The sequence below is a fragment of the Aureimonas sp. AU4 genome (genome assembly GCF_001463765.1).
Taxonomy (GTDB): Bacteria; Pseudomonadota; Alphaproteobacteria; order Rhizobiales; family Rhizobiaceae; genus Aureimonas.
Genome location: NZ_BBWK01000092.1, coordinates 1 through 17,562, shown reverse-complemented (window position 1 = coordinate 17,562; position 17,562 = coordinate 1). Strand labels below are relative to the sequence as shown.

13 protein-coding genes and 1 tRNA gene are annotated in these 17,562 nt (G+C 64.5%); all 14 read left to right on the top strand.

The features are described 5' to 3' along the window. The first annotated feature begins 156 nt into the window (after positions 1 to 156). The 14 genes from AUL35_RS20625 (at position 157) to fusA (ending at position 17,494) form a co-directional block, all read left to right on the top strand. On the top strand, positions 157 to 849 hold the full coding sequence (locus tag AUL35_RS20625; protein ID WP_062018383.1) for a hypothetical protein: 693 nt from the start codon (positions 157 to 159) through the stop codon (positions 847 to 849). Next, positions 846 to 1,703, top strand: a complete 858-nt coding sequence (locus tag AUL35_RS20620; protein ID WP_062018381.1) for a hypothetical protein — start codon at positions 846 to 848, stop codon at positions 1,701 to 1,703. Before AUL35_RS20625 ends, AUL35_RS20620 begins: the two co-directional genes overlap by 4 nt. A 47-nt stretch (positions 1,704 to 1,750) precedes the next feature. Then, positions 1,751 to 1,826 (top strand) — tRNA-Trp (locus tag AUL35_RS20615). 126 nt (positions 1,827 to 1,952) lie between these two features. After that, positions 1,953 to 2,153 carry a preprotein translocase subunit SecE gene (gene secE / locus AUL35_RS20610; RefSeq protein WP_062018379.1) on the top strand — a complete coding sequence of 67 codons (201 nt, stop codon included), beginning with the start codon at positions 1,953 to 1,955 and terminating at the stop codon, positions 2,151 to 2,153. Between the two features lie 25 nt (positions 2,154 to 2,178). Next, complete coding sequence (gene nusG, locus AUL35_RS20605; RefSeq protein ID WP_062018377.1) at positions 2,179 to 2,709, top strand: transcription termination/antitermination protein NusG; 531 nt, start codon at positions 2,179 to 2,181, stop codon at positions 2,707 to 2,709. Between the two features lie 154 nt (positions 2,710 to 2,863). Beyond that, the gene (gene rplK / locus AUL35_RS20600) at positions 2,864 to 3,292 is read left to right on the top strand and encodes a 50S ribosomal protein L11 (RefSeq protein WP_062018375.1); all 429 of its coding nucleotides are present in this window, start codon (positions 2,864 to 2,866) and stop codon (positions 3,290 to 3,292) included. Positions 3,293 to 3,296: 4 nt separating this feature from the next. Continuing rightward, positions 3,297 to 3,998 (top strand): 50S ribosomal protein L1, encoded by a 702-nt coding sequence (gene rplA, locus AUL35_RS20595; protein WP_062018374.1) that lies wholly within the window; start codon positions 3,297 to 3,299, stop codon positions 3,996 to 3,998. Positions 3,999 to 4,370: 372 nt separating this feature from the next. Further along, positions 4,371 to 4,889, top strand: coding sequence for a 50S ribosomal protein L10 (rplJ, locus tag AUL35_RS20590; RefSeq protein WP_062018372.1), 519 nt, complete (start codon positions 4,371 to 4,373; stop codon positions 4,887 to 4,889). Between the two features lie 51 nt (positions 4,890 to 4,940). Next, positions 4,941 to 5,318, top strand: coding sequence for a 50S ribosomal protein L7/L12 (gene rplL / locus AUL35_RS20585; protein WP_062018370.1), 378 nt, complete (start codon positions 4,941 to 4,943; stop codon positions 5,316 to 5,318). Positions 5,319 to 5,602: 284 nt separating this feature from the next. Further along, positions 5,603 to 9,754, top strand: a complete 4,152-nt coding sequence (gene rpoB / locus AUL35_RS20580) for a DNA-directed RNA polymerase subunit beta (protein WP_062018368.1) — start codon at positions 5,603 to 5,605, stop codon at positions 9,752 to 9,754. A 145-nt stretch (positions 9,755 to 9,899) separates the two neighbouring features. Continuing rightward, on the top strand, positions 9,900 to 14,099 hold the full coding sequence (gene rpoC, locus AUL35_RS20575) for a DNA-directed RNA polymerase subunit beta' (RefSeq protein ID WP_062018366.1): 4,200 nt from the start codon (positions 9,900 to 9,902) through the stop codon (positions 14,097 to 14,099). A gap of 402 nt (positions 14,100 to 14,501) precedes the next feature. Continuing rightward, positions 14,502 to 14,873 carry a 30S ribosomal protein S12 gene (gene rpsL / locus AUL35_RS20570; protein WP_062018364.1) on the top strand — a complete coding sequence of 124 codons (372 nt, stop codon included), beginning with the start codon at positions 14,502 to 14,504 and terminating at the stop codon, positions 14,871 to 14,873. A 32-nt stretch (positions 14,874 to 14,905) separates the two neighbouring features. After that, positions 14,906 to 15,376, top strand: a complete 471-nt coding sequence (gene rpsG, locus AUL35_RS20565) for a 30S ribosomal protein S7 (RefSeq protein ID WP_062018362.1) — start codon at positions 14,906 to 14,908, stop codon at positions 15,374 to 15,376. A 27-nt stretch (positions 15,377 to 15,403) separates the two neighbouring features. Then, on the top strand, positions 15,404 to 17,494 hold the full coding sequence (fusA, locus tag AUL35_RS20560; RefSeq protein WP_062018360.1) for an elongation factor G: 2,091 nt from the start codon (positions 15,404 to 15,406) through the stop codon (positions 17,492 to 17,494). Positions 17,495 to 17,562: the final 68 nt, after the last annotated feature.

Sequence of the window (17,562 nt, the reverse complement as noted above, 5' to 3'; positions counted from 1 at the left end):
AGGACGAACCGACACGACGACATGCGAGCGGGCCCTTCGGGGCCCGTTTTCGTTTGCACCGGCGTGGGCCGCGCCAGATTGGAGGCGTTCTTGCTTGTGGCCTCGGCCGCCCCTCTCTAGAACCCGCCGCGATACCGCACCGTGAAGGACCAACCCATGGCCGCCGACATCGCCCGCGTCTTCATCGGCTTCGACACGAAGGAGGTCGTCGCCTACCACGTGCTCGCGCAGAGCATCATCGAGCATGCGACGATGCCCGTGGAGATGTCGCCGATCGTCCTGTCGCATCTCGAGGCGACCTTCACTCGCGAGCGCAACGCGTTGCAATCGACGGAGTTTTCGTTCTCGCGCTTCCTCGTGCCCTACCTGAGCGGCTTCGAGGGGTGGAGCCTGTTCATGGACTGCGACATGCTCATGCGCGCCGACATCGCGGAGCTCTGGGCGTTGCGCGACGAGTCCAAGGCGGTGATGGTCGTCAAGCACGACTACCAGCCGAAGGTCGAGACGAAGTTCCTCGGTCAGGTGCAGACCAAGTACGAGAAGAAGAACTGGTCGAGCGTCATGCTCTTCAACAACGCCCGTTGCCGCGCGCTGACGCCCGAGTTCGTGAACACGGCGACAGGTCTCCAGCTGCATCAGTTCAAGTGGCTGGAAAGCGACGATCAGATCGGCGCGCTGCCCGCGGCATGGAACTGGCTCGTCAACGAGTACGACCACGACCCGGCCGCCAAGAACGTCCACTTCACGGACGGCGGTCCGTATTTCACGGAATACAAGGACGACGACTACGCCGACGAATGGTTCGCGACCCGCGAGCGCATGCTCCACGTCACGCAGCGCGGCGCGTGACGAGCGCCCTTCCGCGCTTCGGCCTCACAGGGGACGACCAGCGGGACGCCTGGCGCGCCTTCTTCGGACGATATCGGCGCATCGTCCTTGTCGCCAACAGTGACGCGGTCACGCCGTCGATGCTGGAGCCGGACGACGAAACGCTCTTCGTCTTCTTCAACAAGGTTTATAAGGTCCTGATCCAACCCTTCGGCGGACATGCCCTTCTGGTCGCCCGATCGAGCCCGGCAGGCGCCAACATCGTCTACCGACGCGAGGTGGGCGACGTGACGCGCCTCCTGCGCTCCGACCGGTTCCTCGGCGTCTGCAGCATCCGCGTGGGCGGCCGGGAGCGCTTCAGCGCACCAGAGGAGTTCGAGATCGCGGAGCCGGTTTCCAGTCTCGATCTCCAACCTGCGTTGGCGGATTTCTATCCGACGACGCACCTGGCGACGAGCGGCTTCGCGCTGACGGTCTTTCTGGCCGACCTCCGACTCGATGCCCGCATCCAGCTGGCCGGCTTCACGGCCAGGCGGTCTCTGCGTTGGAAGCTCTTCGCCGACCACGACTGGACCTTCGAGCAGATCGTCCTGCGGCTTCTCCTGCGGGCTGGTCGGGTCGAGGCGTTGGGTCCTGTTCCCGACGCGACCATGACTGCGATCGCGCGCCGCTTTCCGGACGTGGGCGGCGAGCAGGCCGTCGCGCTCGCGGCGGCCGAGGTCGTGGCGGAGCGCCTCGAGAACGCCAACGTCGCCATCGAGGATCTACACCGGCTGACGCGTCCGCAGCGGCGCCTGCGCGAGGCGCTGGACCGCCTCAAGCTGAAGACGCGCAAGGCCAAGCTCGCGGCGCGGGATGGGACGTCGAGCGGATAGGGGCTTGCCAAGCGAGCCTGCGCCGGGTTATCGCGGTCTCGGCCTGAAGGGGTATAGCTCAGCTGGTAGAGCGGCGGTCTCCAAAACCGCAGGTCGGGGGTTCGAGCCCCTCTGCCCCTGCCACCGGCCTTCATCAAAGTGACAAGGGGCCTTGTGAATCAGTCAAGGCCCGTTTATGTAGTTTTTAACAGACGCGCGGCGCGTGGGGCTGATCGGTCAGCTTTTCGCGCCTTATGTCGTGAGCGGTGCATGGCCTCCAAGACGAATCCCTTTACGTTCCTCCAGCAGGTGAGGACCGAGGTCTCGAAGGTCAGTTGGCCCACGCGGCGCGAAACGTTGATTTCGACGGCCATGGTGTTCGTGATGGTCGCCTTCGCGGCGACGTTCCTCTTCGTGGCCGACCAGGCGCTGGGTTTCCTCGTCGGCTACGTGATGAACGCCGGCGTCTGATCGCCGCACGAGAAGCAGGACTGACATGACCGCTCGCTGGTACATCGTTCACGCCTACTCGAACTTCGAGAAGAAGGTGGCGGAATCGATCGAGGAGCAGGCCCGCCAGAAGGGACTGTCCGACAAGTTCGAGAAGATCCTCGTCCCGACCGAGAAGGTTGTCGAGGTGCGCCGCGGTCGCAAGGTCGACTCGGAGCGGAAGTTCTTCCCCGGCTACGTGCTGGTCAAGGCGGAGCTGACCGACCAGGTCTTCTCCATGATCAAGAACACGCCGAAGGTGACCGGCTTCCTCGGGCCCGACAACCGTCCCGTGCCGATCTCGGAGGCGGAGGCGACGCAGATCCTGACGCAGGTTCAGGATGGCGTGGAGCGCCCGAAGCCGACTGTTTCCTTCGATGTCGGCGAGCAGGTGCGCGTTTCGGACGGGCCCTTCGCCTCGTTCAACGGCATCGTGCAGGAAGTCGATGGCGAGCGCGCCCGCCTCAAGGTCGAGGTTTCGATCTTCGGCCGTGCGACGCCGGTGGATCTCGAGTTCGGTCAGGTCGAGAAGGTCTGACCCGTCGGGGCGGCATCGCCGTCCCGCGAACGGGCGTGGAAGGTGAGGGGCGTTGAGCCGGCGCATCCGAGATCCGAACCACGCCGCTGCGCTGGAGCTGCCCCCGGGCGGCTTCCAAAGCCGGTTCGCCGGCGCTTAGGAAAGGCAGAAGCATATGGCTAAGAAAGTTGCAGGCCAGCTCAAGCTGCAGGTGAAGGCCGGTTCGGCGACCCCGTCGCCGCCGATCGGTCCCGCGCTCGGTCAGCGCGGCATCAACATCATGGAGTTCTGCAAGGCGTTCAACGCGCAGACCCAGGAGATGGAGAAGGGGTCGCCCGTCCCGGTCGTGATCACCTACTACGTCGACAAGTCCTTCACCTTCCAGATGAAGACGGCTCCGGTGAGCTACTTCCTGAAGAAGGCGGCGAACCTGACCAGCGGCTCCAAGGAGCCCGGCAAGGTCGTGGCCGGCTCGGTGACCGAGGCACAGGTGCGCGAGATCGCCGAGAAGAAGATGAAGGATCTCAATGCGAACGACGTCGATGCGGCGATGGCGATGGTGATGGGCTCGGCCCGTTCCATGGGCCTGGAAGTGGTGGCTTAAGAACATGGCGAAGGCTGGCAAGCGTATCACCAAGGCCCGCGAGGGCATCGACCGCGAGAAGCTCTACGTCCTCGACGAGGCGATCGCGATCCTCAAGGAGCGTGCGACCGCCAAGTTCGACGAGACCATCGAGGTCGCGATGAACCTCGGCGTCGATCCGCGTCACGCCGACCAGATGGTTCGCGGCGTCGTGAATCTTCCGAACGGGACGGGCCGCACGGTTCGCGTGGCGGTCTTCGCGCGCGGCGCCAAGGCTGACGAGGCGCGCGCCGCCGGCGCCGACATCGTCGGTGCCGAAGAGCTCGTCGAGGCCGTGCAGGGCGGCCAGATCGACTTCGATCGTGCGATCGCGACGCCCGACATGATGGGTCTCGTCGGACGCCTCGGCAAGGTGCTCGGCCCGCGCGGTCTGATGCCGAACCCGCGTGTCGGCACCGTGACGCCGGACGTCACGGCCGCCGTCAAGGCGTCGAAGGGCGGTGCGGTCGAGTTCCGCGTCGAGAAGGCCGGCATCGTGCATGCGGGCATCGGCAAGGCCTCGTTCGGTGCCGACGCGCTGCTCGAGAACATCCGCGCGTTCGCGGATGCCGTGCAGCGGGCCAAGCCCACGGGCGCCAAGGGCAATTACGTCCAGCGCATCGCGGTGTCCTCGACCATGGGACCCGGCATCAAGATCGACCCCGCGACGGTTCGTCCGAGCGCGTGACGATTGCGGAAGGGCGTCCGGACGACCATATCCGGCGCTCCTTCTGACGATATCCCGCCGTGCTTCGGCGCGGCGGCGATGGGCAGGGTCTTCCGGACCCTGCTTTTCCTGTCCGAGATTGCGGGTGATCGACCGGCTCGCCGGTTGCTCTTAATCCACCAGCCTGCATGAGACGTGGAAAGATCCGATGTGTCGGCCTGGCGCCGATGCCTTCGGTTCGAACCTCTGAATGCCTTGAGCCATCTGCCGGTTCCGTCAGGAATCCGAGGAAGCCAAGGGGACAGGATCCTCGAGCGTCGTCGAGCTTCGGCCCGGCGGCAAACGGCAACCGGGATGAGCCTGCCAAGGGCTCGTTCCAATCGGAGAGTGACAGTGGACAGAGCGCAAAAGCGCGAGTTCGTCACGGAGCTGAACGAGACCTTCAAGGTCACGGGCGCGATCGTGGTGGCTCGCTACGCCGGTCTCACCGTCGCGCAGATGAACGATCTTCGTTCCAAGATGCGCGCACAAGGTGGAACGGTCAAAGTCGCGAAGAACCGCCTCGCCAAGATCGCTCTTCAAGGCACCGACGCCGAAAAGATCGCTGACCTGTTCGAAGGTCAGACCCTGATCGCCTATTCCAGCGATCCGATCGCGGCGCCGAAGGTGGCCAACGACTTCGCCAAGGGCAACGACAAGCTCGTGATCCTCGGCGGTGCGATGGGCACCACCGCTCTCGATGCGGAAGGGGTCAAGGCTTTGGCCGCCCTTCCGTCGCTCGACGAACTGCGCGGAAAGCTGCTGGGCATGATCCAGACGCCGGCTACCCGCATCGCAGGCGTCGTGGCGGCGCCCGCGGCTCAGCTCGCGCGCGTTTTCGCAGCGTATGCCAAGAAGGACGAAGCGGCGTGAGGCGTTTGCCTCGGCTGATTCAGAATATTCGAACCCAGAAGGAAGACTACCATGGCTGATCTCGCCAAGATCGTTGACGACCTCTCGAGCCTGACCGTCCTCGAGGCGGCCGAGCTCTCGAAGATGCTCGAAGAGAAGTGGGGCGTCTCCGCCGCTGCTCCGGTCGCCGTCGCGGCCGCCGGCGGCGCCGGTGCCCCGGCTGCCGAGGTCGAGGAGAAGACCGAGTTCGACGTGATCCTCGCCGAAGCCGGCGCGAACAAGATCAACGTCATCAAGGAAGTGCGCGCTCTGACGGGCCTCGGCCTGAAGGAAGCCAAGGACCTGGTCGACGGCGCTCCCAAGCCCGTCAAGGAAGGCGTCTCGAAGGACGAGGCCGCCAAGATCAAGGACCAGCTCGAGAAGGCTGGCGCCAAGGTCGACGTCAAGTAAGTCCCGGGGAGCCGTGCGGCTCTTCGGCATCGCATGATGGCGGGCGGGGCGGCAGTTTTGCCGCTCCGCCTTCCGTGCTCCCGGCAGGATCCCTGCCCGGGGCGGCCAGAAGGTCCCCCTTTTCCCATCGCTTCAAGGAGCGATGGGAAGACGCGGACTGGCCGGCAGTCCAGCGACGTCTCTTCGCCCGGGGGCTGCCCCGGGTGAGGCGCTTCCCGGCAGGGAAGCCCGGGAATCTAGACGCCCTTTCGGTCGGGGGCGCTGACGAAAGCTAAGGAGCGACGATGTCCAAGGTGACGACTTTTAGCGGTCGCAGGCGCGTGCGCAAGTTCTTCGGGTCCATCCCCGAAGTCGCCGAGATGCCCAACCTGATCGAGGTCCAGAAGGCCTCCTACGATCAATTCCTAATGGTGGACGAGCCCGAGGGCGGTCGCCCGGACGAGGGCCTGCAGGCGGTCTTCCGGTCCGTCTTCCCGATCAGCGACTTCTCCGGCCATTCCATGCTGGAGTTCGTGAAGTACGAGTTCGAGCAGCCGAAGTTCGACGTCGACGAGTGCCGGCAGCGCGACATGACCTTCGCTGCGCCGCTCAAGGTGACGCTGCGGCTCATCGTGTTCGATATCGACGAGGACACCGGCTCGAAGTCCATCAAGGACATCAAGGAGCAGGACGTCTACATGGGCGACATGCCGCTCATGACGTCCAACGGCACGTTCATCGTGAACGGCACCGAGCGCGTCATCGTTTCCCAGATGCACCGTAGTCCGGGCGTGTTCTTCGACCACGACAAGGGCAAGTCGCACTCGTCGGGCAAGCTCCTCTTCGCCGCGCGGGTCATCCCGTATCGCGGATCCTGGCTCGACATCGAGTTCGACGCCAAGGACATCGTCTTCGCGCGCATCGACCGTCGCCGCAAGATTCCCGTCTCGAGCCTCCTCATGGCGCTCGGCATGGATGGCGAGGAGATCCTTTCGACGTTCTACAACGTCATCCAGTTCACGAAGAGCAAGAACGGCTGGCGCGTTCCCTTCTCGGTCGAGCGCGTGCGCGGCCAGAAGGCGATCACGGACCTCATCGACGCCGATAGCGGCGAGGTCCTGGTCGAGGCCGGTAAGAAGGTGACGGCCCGTCAGGCTCGTCAGCTGAAGGAGAAGGGCGTCGTCGCGCTGCGTGCGACGGAGGAGGATCTCTACGGCAACTACCTCGCCGAGGACATCGTCAACTACCAGACGGGCGAGGTGTATCTCGAGGCCGGCGACGAGATCGACGAGAAGACGCTGAAGGTCCTGCTCGACGCGGGTCACGAGGAGATCAACGTCCTCGACATCGATCATGTCACGGTCGGTGCGTACATCCGCAACTCGCTCGCTGCCGACAAGAACGAGAATCGTCAGGACGCGCTGTTCGACATCTACCGCGTCATGCGTCCCGGCGAGCCGCCGACGATGGAGACGGCGGAGGCGATGTTCCGCTCCCTGTTCTTCGATCCGGAGCGCTACGATCTCTCGGCCGTCGGCCGTGTGAAGATGAATATGCGTCTCGACGTCGACGCCGAGGACACCGTGCGCGTTCTGCGCCGCGAGGACATCCTGGCGGTGGTCAAGACGCTCGTGGACCTGCGCGACGGCAAGGGCGAGATCGACGATATCGACAATCTCGGCAACCGCCGGGTGCGCTCGGTCGGCGAGCTCATGGAGAACCAGTACCGCGTCGGCCTGCTTCGCATGGAGCGCGCGATCAAGGAGCGCATGTCCTCGGTCGAGATCGACACGGTCATGCCGCAGGACCTGATCAACGCGAAGCCGGCGGCCGCCGCCGTGCGCGAGTTCTTCGGCTCCTCGCAGCTCTCGCAGTTCATGGACCAGACCAACCCGCTGTCCGAGATCACGCACAAGCGTCGTCTCTCGGCACTAGGTCCGGGTGGTCTGACGCGCGAGCGCGCAGGCTTCGAGGTGCGCGATGTGCACCCGACGCACTACGGCCGCATCTGCCCGATCGAAACGCCGGAAGGCCCGAACATCGGTCTGATCAACTCGCTGGCGACCTTCGCGCGCGTCAACAAGTACGGCTTCATCGAGAGCCCGTACCGTCGCATCGTCGACGGCCGGGTCACGAACGACGTCGTCTACCTGTCGGCCATGGAGGAATCGAAGCACCATGTCGCGCAGGCGAACGCCACGCTGACGACGGACGGCCGCTTCGAGGACGAACTCGTCATCTGCCGTCATGCGGGCGACGTCTTCATGACGCCGCGCGAGAACGTCGACCTCATGGACGTGAGCCCCAAGCAGCTCGTGTCGGTCGCGGCCGCGCTCATTCCGTTCCTCGAGAATGACGACGCGAACCGCGCCCTCATGGGCTCGAACATGCAGCGTCAGGCCGTGCCGCTGGTGCGGGCCGAGGCCCCGTTCGTCGGCACCGGCATGGAGCCGGTGGTGGCGCGCGACTCGGGCGCCGCGATCGGCGCCCGCCGCACGGGCATCGTCGATCAGGTGGACGCGACGCGTATCGTCATTCGCGCGACCGAGGACCTAGAAGCCGGTCGCTCGGGCGTCGACATCTACCGCCTGATGAAGTTCCAGCGCTCCAACCAGAACACCTGCATCAACCAGCGTCCGCTGGTGGCTGTCGGTGACCGGGTGCGCAAGGGCGACATCATTGCCGACGGTCCCTCGACCGACCTCGGCGATCTGGCGCTCGGCCGGAACGTGCTCGTCGCGTTCATGCCGTGGAACGGCTACAACTACGAGGACTCGATCCTCCTCTCCGAGCGCATCGTCGCCGACGACGTCTTCACCTCGATCCACATCGAGGAGTTCGAGGTCATGGCGCGCGACACCAAGCTCGGCCCCGAGGAGATCACGCGCGACATCCCGAACGTGTCGGAAGAAGCGCTGCGCAACCTCGACGAGGCGGGCATCGTCTATATCGGCGCCGAGGTTCAGCCGGGCGACATCCTGGTCGGCAAGATCACGCCGAAGGGCGAGTCGCCGATGACGCCGGAGGAAAAGCTCCTGCGCGCCATCTTCGGCGAGAAGGCCTCGGACGTGCGCGACACGTCGAACCGCATGCCTCCGGGCACCTACGGTACGGTCGTCGAGGTGCGCGTCTTCAATCGTCACGGCGTCGAGAAGGACGAGCGTGCGATGGCGATCGAGCGCGAGGAGATCGAGCGTCTCGCCAAGGACCGCGACGACGAGCAGGCGATCCTGGACCGCAACGTCTACGGCCGTCTGGTCGAGATGCTGTCCGGCAAGTCGGCTGTCGCCGGCCCCAAGGGCTATCGTAAGGGCGCCGAGATCTCGGCCGACATGATGAATGAGTATCCCCGCTCCCAGTGGTGGATGTTCGCCGTCGAGGACGAGAAGCTGCAGGCCGAGCTCGAGGACCTTCGCAACGTCTACGACGAGGCCAAGAAGACGCTCGAGCAGCGCTTCATGGACAAGGTCGAGAAGGTCCAGCGCGGCGACGAGCTGCCTCCGGGCGTCATGAAGCAGGTAAAGGTCTTTGTCGCCGTCAAGCGCAAGATCCAGCCGGGCGACAAGATGGCCGGACGTCACGGCAACAAGGGCGTGGTCTCGCGCATCGTGCCGGTGGAGGACATGCCCTTCACCGCCGACGGTACCCATGTCGATATCGTGCTGAACCCGCTCGGCGTGCCGTCGCGCATGAACGTCGGCCAAATTCTCGAGACGCACCTCGGCTGGGCTTGCGCCGGCATGGGCAAGCGCATCGGGGAAATGCTCGAGGCTTACCAGCAGAGCCAGGACGCTCAGCCGCTGCGCGAGGAGATCGCGGAGATGCTGGGCGACAGCGACCGCAACGAGAAGGTGAGGGACTACGACGACGACTCCGTCGTGACCCTTGCCAAGCAGATGAAGCGCGGCGTTTCGATCGCCACGCCCGTCTTCGACGGCGCGGTCGAGCAGGACATCGTGAAGATGCTCGAGAAGGCGGGTCTCAACGGCTCCGGGCAGGTCACCCTGCACGATGGTCGTACGGGCGAGCCCTTCGATCGTCAGGTCACGGTCGGCTACATCTACATGCTCAAGCTGCACCACCTCGTGGACGACAAGATCCACGCCCGCTCAATCGGCCCCTACTCGCTGGTCACCCAGCAGCCGCTCGGCGGCAAGGCGCAGTTCGGCGGACAGCGCTTCGGCGAGATGGAGGTCTGGGCGCTGGAGGCTTACGGTGCGGCCTACACGCTGCAGGAGATGCTGACGGTGAAGTCGGACGACGTCGCAGGCCGCACGAAGGTCTACGAGTCGATCGTGCGCGGCGACGACGCCTTCGAGTCGGGCATTCCGGAGAGCTTCAACGTTCTCGTCAAGGAGATGCGCTCGCTCGGCCTCGACGTCGACCTGTCGAACTCCGTGGCGGAACTGCCGCCCGGCGCCTCGCCTTTGGAAGGACTGCCCGACGCCGCCGAATAAGGCGCCGTCACACCCAACCTTCGCCGCCTTGTGCGGCCATGATCGGCCCATCGACGCGGTGGGCCGGTCGGATGTTGCGGATCATCTCAGGCCGGCTCCGCCCGGCCGCACGGGGGGCCCTCCCGCCCCATAAGGAGACAGCACCATGAACCAAGAGGTCATGAATCTCTTCAATCCTCAGGTGCAGGCGCAGACGTTCGACTCGATCCGGATCTCGCTGGCTTCGCCCGAGAAAATCCTGTCGTGGTCGTTCGGCGAGATCAAGAAGCCGGAGACGATCAACTACCGCACGTTCAAGCCCGAGCGTGACGGCCTGTTCTGCGCGCGGATCTTTGGCCCGATCAAGGACTACGAGTGCTTGTGCGGCAAGTACAAGCGCATGAAGTACAAGGGCATCATCTGCGAGAAGTGCGGCGTCGAGGTCACCCTCTCGCGCGTGCGCCGCGAGCGCATGGGCCACATCGAGCTGGCCGCCCCGGTCGCGCACATCTGGTTCCTGAAGTCGCTTCCGAGCCGCATCGGCACGCTGCTCGACATGACGCTGAAGGACATCGAGCGCGTCCTCTACTTCGAGAACTACATCGTCACCGAGCCTGGCCTCACCGCCCTGAAGGAGCACCAGCTCCTGACGGAGGAGGAGTACATGATCGCCGTCGACGAGTACGGCGAGGATTCGTTCACCGCGCTGATCGGCGCCGAGGCGATCCAGGAACTGCTCGGCTCGATGGATCTGCCCCGCATCGCGGGCGATCTGCGCGACGAGCTGGCCACCACCACCTCGGACCTCAAGACCAAGAAGCTCATGAAGCGTCTCAAGATCGTTGAGAACTTCATGGAGTCGGGCAACCGTCCCGAGTGGATGATCATGAGCGTCGTGCCCGTGATCCCGCCGGACCTGCGCCCGCTCGTCCCGCTGGACGGCGGTCGTTTCGCGACGTCCGACCTCAACGACCTCTACCGCCGCGTCATCAACCGCAACAACCGCCTGAAGCGGCTGATCGAGCTGCGCGCGCCGGGCATCATCATCCGCAACGAGAAGCGCATGCTTCAGGAGGCGGTGGACGCGCTGTTCGACAACGGCCGGCGCGGCCGCGTCATCACGGGAGCCAACAAGCGCCCGCTGAAGTCGCTCTCCGACATGCTGAAGGGCAAGCAGGGCCGGTTCCGCCAGAACCTGCTCGGCAAGCGCGTCGACTATTCCGGCCGTTCGGTGATCGTGACGGGCCCCGAGCTGAAGCTGCACCAGTGCGGCCTGCCGAAGAAGATGGCGCTCGAGCTCTTCAAGCCCTTCATCTACGCGCGCCTCGACGCCAAGGGCTTCTCCTCCACGGTGAAGCAGGCGAAGAAGCTCGTCGAGAAGGAGCGTCCGGAGGTCTGGGACATCCTGGACGAGGTGATCCGCGAGCACCCGGTTCTCCTGAACCGCGCGCCGACGCTGCACCGCCTCGGTATTCAGGCGTTCGAGCCGATCCTGATCGAAGGCAAGGCGATCCAGCTCCACCCGCTGGTCTGCACGGCCTTCAACGCGGACTTCGACGGTGACCAGATGGCGGTGCACGTGCCGCTCTCCATCGAGGCGCAGCTCGAAGCGCGCGTCCTGATGATGTCGACCAACAACATCCTGCATCCCGCGAACGGCGCGCCGATCATCGTGCCGTCGCAGGACATGGTGCTGGGTCTCTACTACCTCTCGATCATGAACGAGAACGAGCCGGGCCAGGGCATGGCCTTCTCGGACATCGGCGAGATGGAGCACGCCATCGCCTCGAAGGCGGTGACGCTGCACACCAAGATCAAGGGTCGCTTCAAGACGGTCGACGAGAAGGGCAATCCCGTTTCGAAGATCTACGAGACGACCCCCGGTCGCATGCTGATCGGGCAGCTTCTGCCCAAGACGCACAAGATACCCTTCGACATCTGCAACGAGCTGATGACGAAGAAGAACATCTCGAAGATGATCGATACCGTCTACCGTCACTGCGGTCAGAAGGACACGGTGATCTTCTGCGACCGCATCATGCAGCTCGGCTTCAAGCATGCGTGCCTCGCCGGCATCTCGTTCGGCAAGGACGACATGCTGATTCCCGACACGAAGCCGAAGCTCATCGGCGAGACGCAGGCGCTCGCGAAGGAATACGAGCAGCAGTACAACGACGGCCTGATCACCCAGGGCGAGAAGTACAACAAGGTCGTCGATGCCTGGGCCAAGTGCACGGACAAGATCGCCGACGAGATGATGGGCCGCATCAAGGCCGTCGAGTTCAATCCCGAGACCGGCCGTCAGAAGCCGATGAACTCGATCTACATGATGTCGCACTCGGGCGCCCGCGGTTCGCCGACGCAGATGCGTCAGCTCGCCGCCATGCGCGGCCTGATGACCAAGCCGTCCGGCGAGATCATCGAGACGCCGATCATCTCGAACTTCAAGGAAGGCCTGACCGTGCTCGAGTACTTCAACTCGACCCACGGCGCCCGCAAGGGTCTGGCAGACACAGCCTTGAAGACGGCCAACTCGGGCTACCTGACGCGGCGCCTCGTCGACGTGGCGCAGGACTGCATCATCACGCAGGCCGATTGCGGCACGCCGAACGGCCTGACGATGCAGCCCATCGTCGATGCCGGGCAGGTCGTCGCGACGCTCGGTCAGCGCGTTCTGGGCCGCACGGCGCTCGAGGATGTGCTGCACCCGGTTTCGGGCGACGTCCTCGTCAAGGGCGGCGAGACGATCGAGGAGCGTGACGTCGAGGTGATCGAGAAGGCTGGCGTCCAGTCGATCAAGATCCGCTCGGCTCTCACCTGCGAGGTGCGCACCGGTATCTGTGCGATCTGCTACGGACGCGACCTGGCTCGCGGCACGCCCGTCAACATGGGCGAGGCCGTCGGTGTCATCGCGGCGCAGTCGATCGGCGAGCCCGGCACGCAGCTCACCATGCGTACCTTCCATATGGGCGGTACCGCGCAGGTCGTGGACTCGTCGTTCCTCGAGGCCTCCTACGAGGGCACCGTACAGATCCGCAACCGCAACGTGGTTCGCGACTCCGATGGACGTCTCGTCGCGATGGGTCGCAACATGGCGATCCTGATCCTCGACCCGTCGGGCAAGGAGCGTGCGTCGCACCGTATCACCTACGGTTCGCGCATCTTCGTCGACGACGGCGATCAGGTCCGTCGCGGTCAGCGCATCGCGGAGTGGGATCCGTACACCCGTCCGGTTCTCACCGAGCTCGACGGCACGATCGAGTTCGAGGATCTGGTCGAGGGCCTGTCGGTCTCCGAGCAGGCCGACGAGTCGACGGGCATCACGAAGCGTCAGGTCATCGACTGGCGGGCCAACCCGCGCGGCTCGGACCTGAAGCCCGCGATCGTGATCCGCGCGGCCGACGGTTCCGTCGCCAAGCTCTCGCGCGGCACGGACGCTCGTTACTTCCTGTCGGTGGATGCTCTGCTCTCGGTCGAGCCAGGCGCCAAGGTGCGCGCAGGCGACGTGCTGTCGCGTATTCCCATGGAGTCGGCCAAGACCAAGGACATCACGGGCGGTCTGCCGCGCGTGGCCGAGCTCTTCGAGGCCCGTCGTCCCAAGGACAACGCGGTCATTGCCGAGATCGACGGAACGGTGCGGTTCGGACGCGACTACAAGAACAAGCGTCGCATCATCATCGAGCCGCACGAGGACGGCGTCGAGCCGGTCGAGTACCTCATCCCGAAGGGCAAGCCGTTCCATCTCCAGGAAGGTGACGTCATCGAGAAGGGCGACCACATCCTCGACGGCAACCCGGCACCGCACGACATCCTCGCGATCCGTGGTGTGGAAGCTCTGGCATCCTACCTGGTGAACGAGATCCAGGAGGTCTATCGCCTCCAGGGCGTGCTCATCAACGACAAGCACATTGAGGTGATCGTCCGGCAGATGCTGCAGAAGGTCGAGATCGTCGAGAGCGGTGACTCGGGCTACATTCCGGGCGACAACGTCGACCGGATCGAGCTTGCCGAGCTGAACGAGCGGCTCGAGGAGGAGGGCAAGAAGCCCGCTTCCGGAAACCCGGTGCTTCTCGGCATCACGAAGGCCTCGCTGCAGACGCCGAGCTTCATCTCGGCGGCATCCTTCCAGGAGACGACCCGCGTCCTAACCGAGGCAGCGGTCGCTGGAAAGATGGATATGCTGCAGGGCCTGAAGGAGAACGTCATCGTCGGCCGCCTCATCCCGGCCGGTACGGGTGGAATGATGACGCAGGTGCGTCGCATCGCCTCCTCGCGCGACGATCTGATCCTCGACGACCGTCGCAAGTCGTCGAATGCGGCGCAGGCTGATCGCATGTTGACGAGCCTGAACGACGCCGCCGAATAAGGCTGGCGTGTCGAAATGAAGGGGGAAGGGGCGGCCCGACGGTCGCCCTTTCTCGTGAAAGAGGCGCGTATCGCCGTAAGGCCGTCCGTCAAGGGCGAGCCTGCGCGGATGGGTTGACGAACCGCGAGGGAATCGTTAAACCGCCCGCAACCGAGCCGATGTGAGGCAACGCTTCCCAAGGACGCCGCGTCCGGGACCAGCGCTTCAAACAAGGCTTCGTTCAACGAGACGCACCATTGCTGGTCGCACGATGGCGGTTCTGCCCGTCATCCTCTGCATCGTTCCGGGCAGACCTCTTACTAGTGAGGTCGACGCCCGGTTTCGCGTATGAGCTATACGGCTCGAATCGCGGCTGTTGCCGATCGTTTCGAACCTGGATTTGAAGAAGAGGAAGTCTGGAAGATGCCGACCATCAACCAGTTGGTCCGGAAGCCCCGCGTTCGCCCGACCGAGCGCAACACGGTTCCGGCGCTCGAGGCCAACCCGCAGAAGCGCGGCGTCTGCACGCGCGTCTACACGACGACCCCGAAGAAGCCGAACTCGGCTCTGCGCAAGGTCGCCAAGGTGCGCCTCGTCAACGGCTTCGAGGTCATCGGCTACATCCCGGGTGAGGGTCACAACCTTCAGGAGCACTCGGTCGTCATGATCCGCGGTGGCCGCGTGAAGGATCTTCCGGGCGTTCGGTACCACATCATCCGCGGCGTGCTCGACACGCAGGGCGTCAAGGATCGCCGTCAGCGCCGTTCGAAGTACGGCGCGAAGCGTCCGAAGTAAGCCGTCCGCGTTCGAGATAGAGAGACAAGCCTATGTCCCGTCGTCACTCCGCAGAGAAGCGCGAGATCAACCCGGATCCGAAGTTCGGTGATCTGGTCGTCACGAAGTTCATGAACGCCGTCATGTACGACGGCAAGAAGTCGATTGCCGAGACGATCGTCTATGGCGCCTTCGACATCATGGCGAACAAAACCCGCCAGGATGCGATCGCCGTCTTCCACCAGGCGCTCGAGAACGTCGCTCCGCACGTCGAGGTTCGCTCGCGTCGCGTCGGCGGCGCGACCTATCAGGTTCCCGTCGACGTCCGTCCGGAGCGTCGCCAGGCTCTTGCCATCCGCTGGCTCATCACCGCAGCGCGCAACCGCAACGAGACGACCATGGTCGATCGTCTGTCGGGCGAGCTGATGGATGCGGCCAACAACCGCGGCACCGCCGTGAAGAAGCGCGAAGACACGCACCGCATGGCGGAAGCGAACCGCGCCTTCTCGCACTACCGCTGGTAAGCCCACTCGTTCGAAAGGCGACGCCCCATGGCCCGCGAATATAAGATCGAAGACTACCGCAATTTCGGCATCATGGCCCACATCGATGCCGGCAAGACCACGACCACCGAGCGCATCCTTTACTACACCGGCAAGTCCCATAAGATCGGCGAAGTCCACGACGGCGCCGCGACCATGGACTGGATGGAGCAGGAGCAGGAGCGCGGCATCACGATCACGTCCGCCGCGACCACGACCTTCTGGGAGGGTCGCGACGGCAAGAAGCGCCGCTTCAACATCATCGACACCCCGGGGCACGTCGACTTCACGATCGAGGTCGAGCGTTCGCTGCGCGTGCTCGACGGTGCGATCGCGCTGCTCGACGCGAACGCCGGCGTGGAGCCGCAGACGGAGACCGTCTGGCGCCAAGCCGACAAGTACCACGTGCCGCGCATGATGTTCGTCAACAAGATGGACAAGACGGGCGCGGACTTCTATCGCTGCGTCGAGATGGTCAAAACGCGCCTCGGCGCAAAGCCCATCGTCGTCCAGCTACCGGTCGGTGCTGAGAACGAGTTCAAGGGCGTCGTCGATCTGATCGAGATGAAGGCCCTCATCTGGCGCGACGAGACGCTCGGCGCCCAGTGGGACGTCGTTGAGATTCCCGCCGATCTGCAGGATCGTGCGGCCGAGTACCGCGAGCTCATGATCGAGACTGCGGTCGAGGTCGACGAAGACGCGATGACCAAATACCTCGAGGGCGAGATGCCTTCGAACGAGCAGCTGCGCGCGCTGATCCGCAAGGGCACCTGCGAGGTCACCTTCACCCCGATCTTCTGCGGCTCGGCCTTCAAGAACAAGGGCGTTCAGCCGCTGCTGGACGGCGTCGTGGACTTCCTTCCGTCGCCGGTCGAAGTCCCTGCGATCAAGGGCATCGACCCGAAGACCGAGACCGAGACGACGCGCGTTTCCTCCGACGAGGAGCCGCTGTCCATGCTCGCCTTCAAGATCATGAACGACCCGTTCGTCGGCTCGCTCACCTTCTGCCGCATCTACTCCGGCAAGCTCACCAAGGGCACCGGCGTTCAGAACACGGTGAAGGAGAAGAAGGAGCGCATCGGGCGTATGCTGCAGATGCACTCCAACTCGCGTGAGGACATCGAAGAGGCCTACGCCGGCGACATCGTCGCTCTGGCCGGTCTCAAGGAAGTCACCACGGGCGACACGCTGTGCGATCCGCTCAAGCCGGTCATCCTGGAGCGTATGGAGTTCCCGGATCCCGTCATCGAGATCGCGATCGAGCCGAAGACCAAGGGCGATCAGGAGAAGATGGGCCTCGCGCTCAATCGTCTGGCCGCTGAGGACCCGTCGTTCCGCGTCAAGACCGACGAGGAGTCGGGCCAGACGATCATCGCGGGCATGGGCGAGCTTCACCTCGACATTCTCGTTGATCGCATGAAACGCGAGTTCAAGGTCGAGGCGAATATCGGCGCTCCGCAGGTCGCCTACCGCGAGACCATCACGCGCGGTGCCGACGTCGACTACACGCACAAGAAGCAGACCGGCGGCACGGGCCAGTTCGCCCGTATCAAGATCCACATCGAGCCGGGCGAGCCGACGACGGGCTTCGTGTTCGAGTCGAAGATCATCGGCGGCGCGGTGCCGAAGGAGTACATCCCGGGCGTCCAGAAGGGTATCGCCTCGGTCATGACCTCCGGTCCTCTGGCTGGCTTCCCGATGGTCGACATCAAGGCCGAGCTGCTCGATGGCGCGTACCACGATGTCGACTCGTCGGTTCTCGCCTTCGAGATCGCGTCCCGCGCGGGCTTCCGCGAGGCGATCCAGAAGGCTGGTCCGAAGCTGCTCGAGCCGATCATGAAGGTCGAGGTCGTGACGCCGGAGGACTACGTCGGCGACGTCATCGGCGACCTGAACTCGCGTCGTGGACAGATCCAGGGCACCGAGGCTCGCGGTATCGCGACCGTGGTGAACGCGATGGTTCCGCTGGCCAACATGTTCGGTTACGTGAACACGCTGCGTTCCATGTCCCAGGGCCGCGCCCAGTACACGATGCAGTTCGACCACTACGAGCAGGTTCCGAACCAGGTCGCGGAAGAGATCCAGAAGAAGTTCGCCTGACGCCCTCGCGCCGGCGAAACACCTGACCGGTCCCGAGCGGGCCGAACCCATTCGAATGGAGAGCCAAG